Origin of the sequence: Puniceicoccus vermicola, assembly GCF_014230055.1 — a bacterium.
GTDB classification, from domain to species: domain Bacteria; phylum Verrucomicrobiota; class Verrucomicrobiia; order Opitutales; family Puniceicoccaceae; genus Puniceicoccus; species Puniceicoccus vermicola.
Genome location: NZ_JACHVA010000123.1, coordinates 26,907 through 43,715 on the forward strand (window position 1 = coordinate 26,907; position 16,809 = coordinate 43,715).

At 51.9% G+C, this 16,809-nt stretch carries 9 protein-coding genes; 8 read left to right on the forward strand and 1 reads right to left on the reverse strand.

Annotation, left to right across the window (positions count from 1 at the left end; all coding sequences use genetic code 11):
- Nucleotides 1–88: 88 nt before the first annotated feature.
- From H5P30_RS15485 to H5P30_RS15515, 7 genes are all read left to right on the forward strand, one after another.
- Nucleotides 89–3,973: a glycoside hydrolase domain-containing protein gene (locus H5P30_RS15485; RefSeq protein ID WP_185693821.1), complete on the forward strand. Its 3,885-nt coding sequence runs from the start codon at nt 89–91 to the stop codon at nt 3,971–3,973.
- Between the two features lie 21 nt (nt 3,974–3,994).
- On the forward strand, nt 3,995–5,911 hold the full coding sequence (locus H5P30_RS15490; RefSeq protein WP_185693822.1) for a sialate O-acetylesterase: 1,917 nt from the start codon (nt 3,995–3,997) through the stop codon (nt 5,909–5,911).
- A gap of 110 nt (nt 5,912–6,021) precedes the next feature.
- The gene (locus H5P30_RS15495) at nt 6,022–6,750 is read left to right on the forward strand and encodes a sialate O-acetylesterase (RefSeq protein WP_185693823.1); all 729 of its coding nucleotides are present in this window, start codon (nt 6,022–6,024) and stop codon (nt 6,748–6,750) included.
- Between the two features lie 253 nt (nt 6,751–7,003).
- Nucleotides 7,004–9,067 carry a glycoside hydrolase family 65 protein gene (locus H5P30_RS15500; protein WP_185693824.1) on the forward strand — a complete coding sequence of 688 codons (2,064 nt, stop codon included), beginning with the start codon at nt 7,004–7,006 and terminating at the stop codon, nt 9,065–9,067.
- Nucleotides 9,068–9,187: 120 nt separating this feature from the next.
- Nucleotides 9,188–9,871 carry a carbohydrate-binding family 9-like protein gene (locus H5P30_RS15505; RefSeq protein WP_185693825.1) on the forward strand — a complete coding sequence of 228 codons (684 nt, stop codon included), beginning with the start codon at nt 9,188–9,190 and terminating at the stop codon, nt 9,869–9,871.
- Nucleotides 9,872–9,905: 34 nt separating this feature from the next.
- On the forward strand, nt 9,906–10,862 hold the full coding sequence (locus H5P30_RS15510; protein ID WP_185693826.1) for an SGNH/GDSL hydrolase family protein: 957 nt from the start codon (nt 9,906–9,908) through the stop codon (nt 10,860–10,862).
- 280 nt (nt 10,863–11,142) lie between these two features.
- A complete protein-coding gene (locus tag H5P30_RS15515) occupies nt 11,143–11,751 on the forward strand; it encodes a GDSL-type esterase/lipase family protein (protein ID WP_185693827.1) in 609 nt (202 codons plus the stop codon).
- Nucleotides 11,752–11,798: 47 nt separating this feature from the next.
- On the opposite strand, the gene H5P30_RS15520 is transcribed toward H5P30_RS15515, so the two are convergent.
- Nucleotides 11,799–12,944, reverse strand: coding sequence for a GntR family transcriptional regulator (locus tag H5P30_RS15520; protein ID WP_185693828.1), 1,146 nt, complete (start codon nt 12,942–12,944; stop codon nt 11,799–11,801).
- Between the two features lie 240 nt (nt 12,945–13,184).
- Here H5P30_RS15520 and H5P30_RS15525 point away from each other — a divergent pair.
- Nucleotides 13,185–16,809, forward strand: a 3,625-nt coding sequence (locus H5P30_RS15525; RefSeq protein ID WP_185693829.1) for a hypothetical protein, incomplete at its 3' end; no start/stop codon positions are given.

The following is a 16,809-nucleotide window of genomic DNA, read 5'->3' on the forward strand; positions in this document are numbered from 1 at the left end:
TATCCTTGGAGGAAGTGTATTCGCCAATTCTTCGGCTGTAAAAAACGGTTTACAACCCGAACAAGTGGCATCTTTCGCTATTCCAAAAATGAGCCAAAGTCCCACGGTTGACGGCGTCATCGATCCCGAAGAATGGAAAGAGGCTGTGGAGATCGGCGGTGCTGTTGACCAAAGTACTGACCTGATCATCCCTCGCCCGGGTAGCTTCTATCTGGCCTGGGATCCTGAGCATATCTATATGGCGTTTCGTACCTACATTCGCGAGGGCTACAAACCTGAAATTGCGGCGGGTCGAAGTCAGGGGCAGGCATATATTTGGGATGAGGGAATGGAGCTCGGCTTTCAGCCATTGGGAATGAATCGGGCACCAGGAAATGCCGGCACCTCGTACAAGTTTTTCCTAAACGCTCTCGGGTTTTACGGGGATACCGCCCGTGTCGCACTCGGACAGCAGTCTAAAAGTTGGTCGCCGAAATTTGAGTCGAACGCGCGAATTACCGAACCGGGCACGGCGCCTAATGGAGGTAGTTGGCTTGAGGTCGAGTTTTCCGGATCCATTGAAGATTTTGAGCTGATTGGACCCAACCAAGCCGGGGATCGATGGAATCTTATGCTCGGGATCAATCACTTTCCCAAGTGGATGCAGGCGAGAATTCCTGCTGTCGGAGCCTATTTGAATCCAGACGGATATTCTCAAGGAATCCTCGTTGAGAATACCCCGGTTGCCAAGATGTCGATGGATAGCCTCGCTAATCTCGCGTCAGATGGAACGGCCAGCATGAAAGTCGAGATCTACAATCCCACTACTGAGCCTATTGATGCCAGGGTTGATGTAGAGGTCGGAAAATCCATCTCCAGGAAAGAAGTATTGACGGTTGCTCCTGGTGCCTCTGCGTCTTTCGAGTTGAATGAGAAGCTTCCTGAGGAAGAGGAAAGTGGATCTGTGAACTTGGAGGTATCGTATGAAGGTGGATCCCTCATGACCTACAATGCATTTTTTGAAGTAGGAAAATATGAACGGATGTTACGACCAGTCGCCCCGCGCGACCCAACGAAGTTTTCATTTGATGGACGTTTTAATCCAGATCGATCGTGGCTGCATGTAAAAGCCGATGCATACTATCTTCCGGATCCCGATCAAGCGGATTCACTTGAGTTTACCGTCATTAAAGACGGGAGTTCGGAGCCGGTCTATCGTGGCACTCTGGAAGAAATGGCGAACTGGTATTTTCAGGATATTGTCGAATTGCCGGAACTTGAAGTAGGAGATTATCGTATCGAGGGCGAACTGGTTCTTAAAGATGGTACTACACTGGGGCCTGTTGTAACCAAGTTTGAGAAAAAGGATGAAGCGAAAGAATTTGCCCGTTGGTGGGGTAAAACCTACGGAGATATTGAGCGGGTACTTCCTCCCTACACCGAGATTGAAAAAGGGAAGGTTGATGATTCTTCTGTGACCTATAGTCCGCTTGGCCGAAAATACTCCCTTAACGCCCTCGGTCTTCCAACGGCACTTGATTCGGCTGGGGGAAGTGTCTTGTCCGCGCCGGCGAGAGTTGTAGTCGTTGCAGACGGGGAAGAGATTTCAATTCCGATTGGGGCTCCTGAGATTTCTGTTGAGAAAGACTGGAAGATCGAGTTCACCGGTTCTGCTCAGGGAGCGGGCCTCGATTTTGAAGCTAAGGGGTGGTTGGAACAGGATGGTTTGGTCTATGTGGACCTCACTTATCAGCCTCGCGATGGAAAGTCCGTTATGATTGACAGCATGCGGATTGAATATCCCTTGTCCGAGAAAGATGCTGACGGTCTCCTATGCGTCGGACCTGGCGAGAATTATTCCAGTCGTTCGACGATTCTCTTAGATAATGAGAAGGAAGGTTCTCTTTGGTCTACCCACGATACCGGGGTTTCGGGATCGCAGATGACGGTTGGAAGTTTTTATCCTACCGTCTGGATCGGAAGCGAACGCCGGGGGTTTCTTTGGTGGGCCGATAACGACAAGGGCTGGGTGCAAGCCAATGATGTTCCCGCTCATGAAGTCGTCCGTCAAGATGGCGACGTGGTGCTGATCAATCATATAGTAGGGCGACCGATTGAACTGAATGAACCCAAGACGATTGCCTTCAGCTATCTTGCTACCCCCTTCAGACCTTTGGTTCAAGGGTTTCGAACAACTCAATCGACTGAGGATGGAACATTCTTTGGACCGTTCCGCGGGGTGCGCGATGATTCAAAAACGGGAGAGCCTGTTTTTGTGCATCGTGGAGGCCTCGGCCACGTTAACTGGATACATCCCGAATCGCGCTATCCGGAAGAATGGGATCAGTTGTGGGAGCAGCAGCGCACGGTTGGAATTCCCGGCACGCGTTACATGGCTGCGGAAGAGTATGCGAGGGAATGGCAGTGGCGTGACCCGTATAAGGCCCGAGCCGGAACGAACCTGACCCACATGTCTTTTCAGATTATGGGATATGGACGGAAGAGCTTGGAAAACGAAACTTACGAGTACTTTGGTGCGGCATGGGAGGGATCGCTCGATACCTGGAACGACTCTTACATTGATTATGCCATGAGCCTATTCGATTCGGCTTTTAAAAAGGGAGGTGTGTTGTCGACGTATTGGGATCTTGCCTTTCCGATCCTGTTTGAGGATCCCCTGAGCGGCCTTAGTTACTTTCTGCCCGATGGTCGGGTACAGAAGGGATATAACGGATGGAACATCCGTCGTTTCATGATGCGCCTTCACGCCCTGCAGTATGATTCCGGATTGGTCCCCGGAGCCAATGGTCTCCATTCCAGTAACGCCTATTTGACGGTGGCGATGCCTTGGGCCGATGCGGTCCTCGACGGAGAACGCAACTGGGAACTCGATACGACAGACCTTGACTGGATTGATGTCATGCCCATCGAGCGTATGCGTTCGATGTCGGTGTCGGCGAATTGGGGTGTGAGTATTTGTTGGATGGCCAATATGTTTTCGCGGGATCCGGGCAAGATCGTAGAAAATAAGCGGATTCAGGGGCAATGGGTCTGGATGCATGACTCATGGTTGAATCCCTACATCCCGCAGCTTGGCAGTATGCCTGAGCAAGTGCTGGATTTTGGAGTGAACGATAGAGACACTGTTTATCATCCATACTGGCGGAACCATCTCGCGAGTAGTTCTAACGAGGATATTTTAGTCTCGGTGTGGGAGATGGAAGGACGAGTCATGCTTGGAATCCTAAATTATGATAAGAATCATCCGCAATCAGCTGACATCGAAATCGATTTCGAGGAACTCGGTCTAGAGCCTAATCAGGTGGTGAGCACTCGGCTTTGGTCGGATGAAATGGGGTGGGAACGTCGGGACCAGAACCGCATGCGCAGTTTAGAGCGCGACTATGAGAAGGCTCTCGCAAAGGCGGAGAAGAGAGGAGGACCAGTTCCTGCTAAGCCAGACATGGAGCCTAGAGAATATCCGCTGTCGATAGCATCAACCGAATTGGAGGGCGATACTCTCAAAGTTCGGGACCTGGCCGGGCATCGTTTGATTCTTGTCGGACTTTCTGCGCCAGAGCCAGCGAGTGTTGAACGTGCGAAGAGCTCCCTTCCTGAATGGGCGAAGGAGGACCTTATTGTAAAGTTGAATAATGATGGCTTTGTCGATGCACGCACCCAATATCTTGCGGACGATTTGCCGGGTATCAGTGGTGAAGATGCGGAGGTGACAGTTACCATGTGGCAATTACCAGATCGTATCTTGCTTACCGTTTTTAACAATGGGGAGCGTCCGAAGGATGTAGACCTTGGCGTAGATCTGGATGCGTTGAACCTGGTTCCTGAACTGCCATGGCAGGAGTTTGTGGGTATTCGACAGATACAGGCCGAGGAGGGTGCACCTCAACCGGATCTAGACTTTTACGGTCGCTCGCTTTCGCTCAGGAAACTCAGTCCTGATGCCGGTCGAGTCGTCAGTATTCGAAGGTTCTGATTGCTGTTGGAGGATGCTGAAATGAATATTCGCGTTCATGATATCTTTGGAGATGGCATGGTCCTTCAGCGTGGCATAAATGTGCCGATATGGGGAACTGCCACAGAATCTCTCACCGGGAAGAGGCTGACTGTTTCGATCAATGGAGTCGAGGATACGGTTCGCATTAAGAAGGATGGCGCGTGGCGTGCGACGCTACCCCCCTTGGCGGCCGGTGGACCTTACACCTGCTCGATAACTGTTGGGGAGAGAAGTAAGCCGGAGTGCATTCTAAAAGATGTTCTTGTCGGAGATGTTTGGGTTGCATCGGGCCAATCCAATATGGAGTTTCCATTGCGTGACTCTGAAGATGCTGGCGCTAATATAGCGCTTGCGGAATATCCCAATCTCCGGCTTTACAAGGTTCCTCCCTTAGCTCAACGAGCGACTAGAGTGAATCTGCGATCGGAGTGGAGAAAATGCACTCCGCGGGATGCGGCAGATTTCTCGGCTGTCGGCTATTTCTTCGGTCGTGAGCTTCATCGCTCAGTGGGAGTGCCGATCGGCATCATTCAATCTGCTTGGGGCGGGACTCCTGCGGAGGCCTGGACTAGTGAGGATGCGTTAAAGAGTGATCCCGGGTTCGCTGAGGTCGTCGCTGACTATGAGAGGGAGTTAGCGAATCCTTCCAAGAGTAAACACGATGAGGAAGTGCGGCAATGGACTGAACGCTACGATCCGCCCGACCCCGGAAACAAAGGACTGGAAAAAGGTTGGCACCTTCCTCAGACCGATATCGACAAATGGGAGAGTATGAGTCTCCCGGGTTATTGGAGATCACAGGGGCATAATTACAGTGGTGTATTCTGGTTCTGCATGGACGTAAGCATCCCGGACAGTTGGCTGGGGTCAGATGCCACTCTGAACCTGGGTCTTGTCGATAAGTCGGATGTTTCCTATTTTAACGGTGAACAGGTTGGCAGCATTACGATGGAAGAGCGAGCTGACGCTTGGTGTACTCCTCGCAGTTACAAGGTGCCCAAACAGATCCTCAAGGCGGGGACAAACCGTATCGCGGTGCGTGTGCGTAGCAATTTCGCCGCCGGTGGTATTTGGGGGGAACCCCAAGACCTCTCGCTCGTAAGCTGTAGTGGTGATCGTTCTCATAGAATCCCGCTTGCCGGTAGTTGGCAATTTCAGGTGGAAGCCAATTATGGAATCGTTCCTCCCCGACCGGAAGGTCCCTTGGGGGATGGCAATCGCCACTCGCCCCATATTCTTTTCGACAGTATGATAAAACCTCTGATTCCCTACGCGATCAAAGGCGTTATCTGGTATCAGGGGGAGAGCAATACCATTCGTGTTCACGAATATAGTCGTCTTTTCGCTTTGATGATTCATTCGTGGCGAAATGCGTGGAAGCTGGGAGATTTCCCTTTTTATTTCGTTCAATTGGCGAACTATATTGCGAATGAGCAATGGGCTGAACTACGTGAAGCCCAGGCGCAAGTTCTCGCTGTGGCAAATACCGGCATGGCAACGGCAATCGATGTCGGTGATCCGGAAGACCTTCATCCTAAAAATAAAAAGGATGTGGGGAAACGTTTGGCTCGTCACGCCTTGGCGAATGAGTATGGCTTTAAGGAACTGGTGACCACTGGACCGGTGGCGCGAATCGCTACCTTGAATTCTTCCAGACTGACGGTTCAGTTTGATTCCTGTGGTGGAGGACTAAAAGCGCAGGGAAAACTTGCCGGGTTTGAGGTTTCGGTCAACGGAAAGGTTTGGCATGAGGAAGGTGCGAAACTGGATGGTGATGTCGTGGTCGTCCAATGCGTCAAGCTGAAGAATCCGAAATGGGTTCGCTACGCTTGGTGTGATAGTCCAACGTGCTCCCTTTACAACGCATCGGACCTTCCCGCTCCTCCCTTTAAACTTCTCGTTCGTAACTTGAATTAGAACGCATGAAAACCCTCGTGAGAACTGGGTTCGCTCCGTTTACGCCGGATGTGCGATCCATTAGAAAATTTCTCCTCCTCTTTGAAAAACAACTTACGCAATCTCGTCGAATGAAGTCTGTCCTACTCTTCGTCCTCTTTTTCATGACATCTCTCAACGCCCAGGATTTGGAAAAGCATTTATTCATCCTCTCGGGACAATCCAATATGGCGAGACTGAATCCGAAGCTCACTTTCACCCCGACCGTCGAAGCGGCTTTCGGAAAAGAGAATGTCGTCGTCGTAAAAGACGCGATGGGTGGACGGCCCATCCGGCTATGGTACAAAGACTGGAAGCCCAGAGAAGGAGACGAGCCGAAGGCGACCGGGGAACTCTACGACCGGTTGATGAAGAAAGTGAATGCCGCTGCCAAGGGGCAGGAGTTTGAGACCGTGACCTTTATCTGGATGCAGGGGGAACGGGATGCCAGCGAGGGACATGGGGAAGTCTACGCCGAGAGCCTGAACGGTCTCATCCACCAGCTCTCGGAAGATCTTGGGCGCGACGATCTCTATTTCGTCATCGGGCGCCTCAGCGATTTCGATATGATGAACGTGAAATATCCCCACTGGACTATGGTCCGTGAAGCACAAGTACAACTCGCCGAAGCCAGCCCCCGAGGAACGTGGGTGGATACCGATGACCTGAACGATGGAATCGATCGAAAGGGAAATGTCCTGGAAAACGATCTCCACTATTCACCAGAGGGATATAAAATTCTCGGCACACGCTTCGCCGAAGAGTCGATTGCATTGATCAGTGGATCCAATTCGGTAGGATCGGCTGAGAATGGAATGTAAAATCTCATAGTCTCTATTTTAAAAATTATGAAGGATATCCCGTAAGTATCTGGTTGATATGAGCTCTCTGAAAAGCGTTAACATTCACATAGATCGTTTCAGGAGAGACTGGCATTCGGCGGGGAAAGACACAGCGTGTTCCCGTCCCTTTGTAATGTCGATGAATAGGGGGATAGAGCCTTGAGGATCGAATTGGGGTGAACCTTCCCGCTCCTCCTTTTAAACTTCCCGTTAAGAAATTGAATTAGAACGTATGAAAACTCTCGTGAGAACTGAGTTCGACCCGTTTCTGCGGCCTGCATACCTTGCCAATGGTCTCGTGGGCCTACGCGTTGGACAGATCCCGTTGATCGCCGGGAGTGCTCTCGTAAATGGATATATCGGCAAAGATTGCTCAGGTGAGAGTGATACCGTCTCCGCGGCGCCTTATCCGGTGGGTGCGGATATCGCCATCAACGGGCGATATCTTTCGGAGCGGACCGCTGCGGCGAACTTTATCGCCCAGGCGTATGACCTGAATTGTGGTGAATTGAGGTCGACTTTCGAGTATGCCTTTGAGTCGGTCGTCGCGACGGTGAAGGTTCTGACATTCTGCAATCGGACGATGCCGACGATCGTCCAGCAGCAGGTTCGTGTGTCGGTCAATGAACCCTGTAAACTCGTCCTGCAGGCGCAGCTCGATCCACGAGGGTTGCCGGGCAAGTTACTGGACTGGCTCCGGCCCGCAAAGAGGGTTGACGGACTGTTACAGTGGGAATCTCCAGGAGGGTATAGTCGTATTGGTGCAGGTTACCATGCCACTTGTCACTGCGATGGCGAGTATCTCGACGCGATAAGAAATAACTTCGGACATGAGCGCGATCTTCAGCTTACGCGTTTTGTGATCGATGGGGAGCCGGGAAGGGAATATTCCATGCAGCAAATCGGGGTTTTGGTGCCCAGTTTGATGCACAACGAGCCCCATCTACAGGCCATGCGCCAATTGCAAATGGCCAAGTGGTTTGAATTTGAAAAGTTACGTCAGCGTAACGCCAGTGCCTGGAGCGAGTTGTGGAAGAGCCGGATTCGCCTGGTCGGCGCAGAAGAGAAATATCAGGACCTGCTCGATAGTTCTTTCTTCTACATGCACAGCTCAGTGAATCAGGCAACACCCAGTAGTGTAGCTCCCTTTGGGCTATCACAAGACGGGTATTCCGGGCATGTCTTCTGGGATGCGGAGACGTTCATGTTTCCGGGGGTTCTGTTGACAGCACCGAGTGCGGCAAAAGCGATGATGGAATATCGTGTCCGCTGTGCACCTCAAGCTCGAATGAACGCGAAGCTTAATGGCTATGAAGGTCTGCAGTTCCCTTGGCAGAGTAGTAATGACGGTTATGAAGTAACCAGCTATTATACCGAAGGGAACGCTGAGTTGCACATCAATGTGGATATCGCTTTTGCGATGATTCAGTATGTCAATGCGACGGGCGATGACGTTTTCTTCAAGGAACACGCGTGGCCGATAGTCAAAGGGGTTGCCGACTGGGTTGTCTCCCGTGCGGACGAGACGGATCGGGGCTACGAGATTCAGCATGTCGTGGGTATTGATGAAAGCTGTGTTAACGTGAATAATAATTGTACGCTCAATTGCGTATCAAAGATTGTGTTGCAGCAGGCGGGAGAGTGGGCTCGAAAACTGGAGTTGGTTCCGACCGAGAAGTGGGCTGAAGTCGCAGAGAAGTTATTTGTTCCGATCGATTCGGAAGAAAAATGGATTATGCCCCACGAGGGTTATGTCTATGATCCACAGAAAAAGGCAGCCCACGGAAATTTTCATGAAGGTATTTACTCGATTGAGGCCATGATGCTTGATTTTCCTTTTGGATATCACCACAGCCCCGAGGTGGATGAGGCGACCAAGAGGCACTATATGAAGTATTTGCACACCTATATGGGGATGCCCATGGCGGCTGCGAATGCGGTGGTTTGGGCTGCCCGCGAGGGGGAGCCTGAATTGGCAAAAGAGTTTTTGGACACCGGATATCTGTCGAGGCATTTTGAGCCGTTCAACATGATTGGCGAAACGGCCAAGTTTCGCGAAGGCAGCCCCAATGAAAATTTTGTCACGGCTCAGGGAGGGATCCTTTCGGCCGTTATTCTAGGATTATGCGGTCTGGATATTGTCGAAGGTTCTCCCGAAGGCTGGGCCAAGCATCCGATTCGTCTTCCCGGAGACTGGGAGGCCATTGAGATTGATCGACTCTATGCACGGGGCCGCCCCTTTAGGGTCGTCGCCAGAAATGGTGCGGAAAAAGCGGAGATTTCCTTCATAGACTGACTGACGGTAGGAGAGGAGAAAAACGTCTTCTTTGTTGAACATGAATTTCCAATTTCGCTAGGCGCTTGAGAGAAATGGACCTTTTGTTTGGAGGCTAGATCGACCAAAGTGCTTGATTTCATGGGAACAGAACCATCTCAATACACGGTGCTACCCGTTCAGCGGTCTACCGGGCTCCTCGGTGACTGGGCAGGGCCGATTTGGTCCGCTGCAGAATCGGTTGAGATCGCACACTTTTACGATAGGCCTCAAGCAACCGAGCATCGTCCGAAGACAGAGGCGAAGCTGCTTTACAGCGCTCAGGGGGTGTATCTTCATTTTCGAGTGGCGGATCGGTTCGTTCGCGCGGTCGAGCAGGGATATCACAGTTCGGTCTGTGGTGACAGCTGTGTGGAGTGGTTTGTGGAGCCTGTGGCTGGGGCAGGTTATTTTAATTTGGAGATCAACGCAGGGGGGACGATGTTGCTCTACCATATTACGGGTCGGGCGCAGAACAGGGTTATGACGCCAGTTCCAGGCGAATGGATGGACCAAATCTTGGTGCAGCATTCTCTTCCATCGACGGTCGAACCAGAGCTTGTAGGTGAAATCATCTGGACAATAGAGGCTTTCGTTCCTTTTGATCTGTTCCGCGCGATGCTTCCGGGACGGACGGTCTCCCCATCGGTTCAAGGGTGGCGTTGTAATTTTTATAAATGCGGCGATAAGACCTCTCATCCGCATTGGGCGAGCTGGCAGCCGGTTGGCGAGGCTCCTTTCACTTTTCATCAGCCAAACCGTTTTGCGCCAATCATCTTTGCTTAAATGAGGGAGGGAAAAATCACACGAGATATTCAGTATGAAGAACCTTGATTTGAGATCGGATGTAAACTGGATTAATGCCGCAGAACTCGAGGAAAAGCCGGAAGGCATGCTTCCCTTGCGATTTTCTCGGGCACTGATCGAGAGCTTTGACAATCCTTCAAAGCGAGCTGTCGCAGCTATGCAGACCTCCCTGGTCTGCGAGTTGCCTTTGGGGGTTCGAAAGGCCGAGTTTGTAGTGAATCTGCTTGATTCGGACGGATATGGTTTTGTTGGGGAGTGCTATATAGGGCCCTTCAAGCATCTGCCGAATATTCTATTTACGAAAGTAGGAGAAACCTATCGGTTCGAAGTAGAGATCCCGGCCTGGATCGAGAACGAAACGATCCGTTTCCATTTTCCAACCCATTGCACGCTGGCGATCCAGTCGATTCACGTCGAGGGAGAGAAATTCTCTCTTCCGGCTCTTTCGAGAAAGAAGCGCTGGGTGGTGCATGGAGACTCGATTACACAGGGGGCAAATTGCTCAACTCCGAGCTTGGCCTGGCCTGACATGGTTGCCCGCGAGTTAGACTGGGACGCGGTCAATCTGGGAATCGGCGGGTTCGGTGTGTTCGATCCACGGGTGGCGGAGTATGTGGGCAGTCTGCCCAGAGATTTTGTCAGTATCCACTGTGGGGCCAATTTGAATGGAAAGGAAGATCATCGGAAGAGGATCCGGCAGTTCCTGTCCATCGTGTTGGCCAATGGTTTTTCCGCGCCGTGTGTGGTGGTCACCCCCATCGTTTGCTTGACGCGTCCAGTGCAGCCAATTCGTGATCAGATTCGTGAGGTCGTGGAGAGTTTCGGTATTCCGAATCTTCGGTGTGTCGACGGATTGTCGGTCGTCGATCAGCTAAGTGCATTGAACAGCGACGGCTTGCATCTCAACGACTGGGGAGAGATTTCGTATTATCGATCAATCGTTCGAAAATTTAGAGAATGGAGCATTTAATTGGATGAGTACTTTAGAGAACCCGGGATCGCTACGACGAGTTGCGCTGTGTTTGGCCGTTATTTTTGGCGGCCTTGTTTCGCCTGCTGGGGCTGAAGTTGAGGGTGAGAAAATACAGCCCAATGAAGAGCAAAAGCTTCTCATTAATAGCATGCGGCGAGGGGTTCAGCCCGCTGATGAGCCGGTTGCTTTCTTGGACCTGGACCTTGGGGTGGTCGGGAGGCCTAATCCTCATTTCGGTGAAATTTCCGAAAAATTTCTTCGTAAGCATGAGGAACGGATGAACCGCAAAAAGGAGTCTGTCGACTTGGTCTTTCTGGGAGATTCGATCACGGCGGGATGGACCGGGGCCGGGATCCGCACATGGAATGAATATTTTCTACAATACGATCCCGTCAATTTGGGGATCGGCGGCGAGAGGACCCAGCATGTGCTTTGGCACATCGAAAATGGGTTTTTGGACGAAATCGATCCCTGCGTCGTTGTTTTAATGATCGGGACGAATAATCTGTCCCACCATTCCAATCAGGAGATTGCGGCGGGGATTACCCGGATTGTCGATGTCATCCACGAAAAACTTCCGAAGGCCGAGGTGCTTCTTCTAGGAATCTTTCCGCGGGGAGGAGATCCCTCCGAAAAGAGGGTTCGTGAAATTCGGGAACGAATTCGCAAGATCAATGAAACGATCTCCAAGCTCGATGACGGCGAGAAAACGAGATATCTGGATCTTTCTGCGAACTTCTTGGATGAGAGCGGACAGCTGTCGCGCGAGATTGTGCCGGATGGGCTCCATCCGAACGGGAATGGCTACCGGGTATGGGGACAGGGAATGGCTTCCGTGATCGACGAAATGATGGATTGCGATGTAAAAACTTCGGATCGCAACTAATGTCCTCGGTTTGGATCCGGGGGTATCGGTCTGAGTCGCTCACGCACTCATTTTTTAGAGTGGTTCCTGATGACGAGTTTCGGCTTTATGAGGATAGGGTCGTTGGCTGGTGTTCGACCTTCGCTCACCTGATCAATGATCGAGATTGCTTTATTGACGATTGTTTCGAAATTGAAATCGATGGAGCTGAAGGATGCATTGCCCGCTTTACTCCATTCGGTGTTTCCGTAGCCGACAACCTCTAGGTTTGCAGCTTGAGCAGGTTTTCGGTGCAACAGTATATTCTGTGCCAGCCAAGCTTCGTAGTCGCGTAACCCGAAAATGGCAGTTGGTCCCGCTTTTGCCTTTAACTGTTTGAGGAAGGCCTTTTCGTCTAGCTCATGGTGGTGGAGGATGTTTGTCGAATGGCTTGCCAGTTTTGTCCATTCTCCTCCCATCGACTCCCATTTGTGACGGAAGTGGCAAGCTGGGTATCCTTGGTCTGGCCTGTCGGATTCGATCTGAGCGATCTGAGTGTCCGTCCCGACAAGCATTACTTTGCGGTGTCCCTGAGCCCAGAGATGTTTGGCGACCATATCTCCTCCGGCTTCTACGTCGTGAAGCACCCGATAAAGTCCTGGCCATGTCGATTCGCTTACCCATGAGAAGACTGCAATCGTCGTCTTTTGCTTCATGCCTGGGAGGTCGAACACGCTGTAGGGGAAATGTCCGCTTCCTTGAACGACCATGATTTTAGATTCGGAATATCCGATTCTTCGAATGACTTCACCTTGCCCGCTTCCCTTTTTGGGGTCGATCCCTACTAGACTTCCAATTTTGCCGTGCTCGGCCAAGGCTTCCATGAACATGGTTAGGAGGTTGCTCCACAAATGGTCCTTTGAGTGCATGCAAAGGGAAACCACGTCTGCCATGGTAAGGGATCGATGACGTGACGCGATATAGGTGCCTGAGCCGTTTCGGAGTTCCACATAGCCCTCATTTTCAAGACGTTGCAGGGCTTGGCTGATGGGGAATGTGCTTACATTCAGCATCGCTGCCAGTTTTCGATTGGATAGCAGCCGATCTCCGATTTCTCGTTCTGGAGAGGTTATGTAATTCTTAAGCTCTTCGTAGATTCTTCTGGCTTTACTTTCTCTTTCGCCCGTGAAGCTTTTTGTCGGAATCTGATTCGGGCGCTGCGCGCTTTTCTTCATCTCGGAAAATCAAAGAGTTAGCGCAATTGCCTCTCAAGGAGCCAGCTCAGGCATTGGAGGGTGTCTTTGCGGCAATGCTGGATCCCCGCGTTCGTGTTTCGGTAGAGTTTTATCATTTGGTATCGGTGTGATATTATCCTTGATTTTCGCAGGCTAATAGCGGGAAGTCATTTTGTAAAGACTCACGATGTCCAGGTTTAAGCTTGATCAATTTTGATATTAATGTGATATTTTCGGGTGATGACTGAAGGAGTTTCGCCGCAGAGCCAAATCGATTGGGATCATAAAATGGGTTTTGCGCTGTTGGTCTCCCTGAGCCTGCTGAGCTTTTTGCTGCTAGTGACGGTCGCGCTTTCTGCTTTTCTTCGAGTCGAGACTCAAGGAGCGGAGAGCTCGCGTAATTTGACCCTGGCTCGCCAGAACGCTCTGTTTGGATTAAGCGTGGCTTTCGGTGAGCTTCAGTGCAGCCTTGGCCCGGATACGCGGGTCAATGCTCGAACGCTACTGATTGCCCGAGATGAACGGATCGCCATTTCCGATTCGGATCTTCCGGCTGCGAAGTCTCCGAAAGCATGGTGGGTTGGCGTGGTTGATTCGGACGGGGAGAGTAGTTTTCAGCGTAGCGCTGGAGAAACTCCGGTTGCTTGGCTTGTGTCGGGTCTGAAGAATAACGATTCCAATGCTCTCACGGATTCAGACCCGTTCCAGGAGAGCGGAGCGATACCACTTTTTGATGACGGAAGTATAGATCTCGCTCTTCTGAGCGATGGTAAACCGATCGAAGGGGGAAGGGTTCCGATCCGTGGGGCAGACTCCGAAAGCGATTTTGGATCGTATGCGTGGATCGTCGATGATGAAGGCTTGAAAGCTCAGTTGGCCCTTCGGGATCCCTTGGATGGAGGCTTGGTTGAACCCCTTGGCGGTGGGGTTTTGCCGGGTGCTTTTGACTTGGCAATTCTGGAGGGAATGGATGGCCTCTCCGGAATTCTTCCAGAGGATATGAGTTTACTCGTCGCTTTGGCTCAATTATCGGCTTTGGGCGCCGATCAGGACGTCGCCTTGGACAAGCGATTCGACTACACGACACAGTCTCTCGGGGTGCTGGCAGACGTTCGGAATGGGGGTCTTAAGCGTGACCTGACGATCGCCTTTGAGCGTGATGAGGTCTTTGACGAGGTTTTCGATCCGTTTGCAGGCGGGCGTCCCAAATTGACCCCCGCCGCTCTAACCGGAGATCCGCGACGGCAGCGGGTGCTTATGGACAGGGAGAAGTTAAGTACCTCGGACGACCTACTGCGGGGCGGTTACATCCATTGGGGTGTCTTCAACGACTATTATAATCTTAAGCGCTTCATCATGAATTTAGAGGAACCAGCTACTGGAGAAAAGGTTGCGTCTCTGGATCCCACGCTTTTCAACGCCAGCGGTTTCACTGATGCGGGCCATCCTTCCTTTCCTAATCACAAATTTTACGGAGGGGCTCTCGGTCCTCATGATATGGCTGCGGAACCGGGCGAGTATCATCCAGAGCATCCTTACGGCGACTTTTTGGTAGCAGCGAGCGATTACGGAAATGAGGTAACCTATTTTAGGGGAGAAGGGGGGTTCTCTGTCGGAGATCCTTCGGCTCGGGCTGAACTGCCGCGGCGTTCCAATGAATACAGGCATTCACCGATTACCCCGGTGCTGTCACTTCTTCAGGTGAACTCTTGGCTGGAGAAAAGACGCGACAATCCGGTTAATCCGGAGAACGACGACCTCCTTTCAAAGGTGCAAGTATGGTCCTCTCTCTACAACCCGTATAACATTGGCGTCGACATGACAGCCAATTATGTCACGCCTGCTGGTCCGTCTGACTTGAGGAAACCGGTTCGGGGTCCGTTTCTCATGAACTACCCGGGTGTGCAGATGAACTACGGAGGTGCATTGACTGATTATTTGGAAAGAACCTATTTTATCGAGGATCCAGCCGGAGATATGAGCTTTTTTGCTTCGTTTAAAGCGTTGGATAATGCGGGCAATATTGGATTCTATACTCTTTCCGCCCATGTTGAAGGGTCTGTCCTTCTACAGCCCGGCCGTAGTCATGTGATGACCCGGATGGAAGATATAAGCGTTGCAGGAAGTCCCAGATTTTCAGGTTTTACCGATGAGGTTGCCGATCCGACCCTTTACGGGATCAAGAGTCCAATCGACGATATCAGTACCGATTCGGAAGTTTTTGAGGCTAGCGTGGTTTGGGAAAATCCTGCCTTTTTGCATGGCTTGGATTTTCACTCTAAGCCTGTTCTCGGAGTCAGGAATCGGAACGGCGAGGTAGTCAATCGTTTGGTTCCCGATTCTGCCCAGGTTATGTTCGCTCCGTTCGCGTGGGATCGGGTTTTATGGACTTATGCTAACGAAGATTTAAGTAAAAAAAGTGAGGATGGTAAGAGGGTCCTTAAAATTAAGAAGGGGGCCGTTCCCCGACCGGGCAAGAAACTCAAAACGATAGCCCCGGTGCCTCCGAGCCGGAATGTGGTGTTGAGCGCGGAGATGAGGTTGCGCACGACCAAGGAGCCCGGGGAGTCGGTGCCGCTCCTTGCTGCTGCGAATGTTCGGGCGATGTGGTGCAATCCCCGTTGGGATTACGGGATTAGCTCTTCAACGGACTCGCCGATCTTGGCGGCCTACAGTATTGAGAACGAAGGCGAGACCTACGAACCCCGGGTGCAAATGAAGCCGGGAAATAATGGCCGTGGCTACTCCTATTGGGGAGCCGGAAACGGCCCTGCGGATGGTTATGACCGAGTGATTCTCTTCGACGTGCCGCGCGTCGATCTGGTTTCGCTCGGGCAGTTGCAGCATGCAAACGCCGGACGCTTTAGTTACGAGCCGTCTTATATTGTCGGCAACTCGTACCCGAATCCCCGGATCAAGCCACTGGATCAATGGCGGGCGAGCGTGACCGATCAGTTTAGCGGTTTCGATACGGGTCTGGACGAGGATGAAAACTGGGGAATCAGTGGATCGTTCAATCTCTATGACGCGTCGTATCTGGTCAATGAACACCTTTGGGATAGCTTCATCTTTACGACGATCCCGCAGGTCGCCGACAACTACGGTGAGACGGGAATCGAGCCGTCCTTCGAAGAGTTGCTGAGCGGCGAGGCCTCTTTGCCCAATCCCCGTTTTAAGCCCTACACTCCGGGCGATTCCCAATTCACTGCGGAGGTGCTCCAGGATGTTGGCGACGAGGAGTCCGGAAGCTTCTTTCACAACGCGGGTCATCTCATGGTTGAAGGGATGTTCAATGTGAACTCGACCTCGGTCGATGCGTGGGAAGCTTTTCTTTCCGGCACGCACAAACTGCCGGTCCAGAAGCTCACCGAGAATGGTCAGATCGCCGATTTTTGGTCTTCAAGCGAAATCGAGGGAGTGCGGTTCCCCCGGGTGCAGATGGTAATGGATAATACCAGCCCGGAGAGTCCGGCAGGGGAGGGGAACGATAGTTTCTGGATCGGCTTCCGCACGCTGAAGCAGGAAGAGGTGCGGCGCTTGGCCGAAGAGATCGTCGTGGAAGTCCGCAAGCGGGGTCCATTTCTGAGCTTGGGCGACTTCGTCAATCGGAAGTTGGAGGACGGCGAGCTGGGAGAGGCGGGTGCGCTACAGGCGGCGATTGATCGGACGATCAACATCAGCATAGACGGGGATATCGCTGAGGAGGCCACGAATCCCTCCGTCCCCGGGCAAATGTCGCAGGCCGCCGGTTTTCCCGGCTATCTGCAGCAAGGAGATATCCTGCAGGCGCTGTCCCCGTATATGACGGTGCGCTCGGACACGTTCACGGTAAGAGTCTACGGTGATAGGGTGTCGCCCGTGACCG

Excerpts from the sequence above, each read along its gene's own strand:
- H5P30_RS15485 (WP_185693821.1), top strand. The coding sequence starts at position 89 with ATGAGCCAAAGTCCCACGGTTGACGGCGTCATCGATCCCGAAGAATGG.
- H5P30_RS15490 (WP_185693822.1), top strand. The coding sequence starts at position 3,995 with ATGAATATTCGCGTTCATGATATCTTTGGAGATGGCATGGTCCTTCAG.
- H5P30_RS15495 (WP_185693823.1), top strand. The coding sequence starts at position 6,022 with ATGAAGTCTGTCCTACTCTTCGTCCTCTTTTTCATGACATCTCTCAAC.
- H5P30_RS15500 (WP_185693824.1), top strand. The coding sequence starts at position 7,004 with ATGAAAACTCTCGTGAGAACTGAGTTCGACCCGTTTCTGCGGCCTGCA.
- H5P30_RS15505 (WP_185693825.1), top strand. The coding sequence starts at position 9,188 with ATGGGAACAGAACCATCTCAATACACGGTGCTACCCGTTCAGCGGTCT.
- H5P30_RS15510 (WP_185693826.1), top strand. The coding sequence starts at position 9,906 with ATGAAGAACCTTGATTTGAGATCGGATGTAAACTGGATTAATGCCGCA.
- H5P30_RS15515 (WP_185693827.1), top strand. The coding sequence starts at position 11,143 with ATGAACCGCAAAAAGGAGTCTGTCGACTTGGTCTTTCTGGGAGATTCG.
- H5P30_RS15520 (WP_185693828.1), bottom strand. The coding sequence starts at position 12,944 with ATGAAGAAAAGCGCGCAGCGCCCGAATCAGATTCCGACAAAAAGCTTC.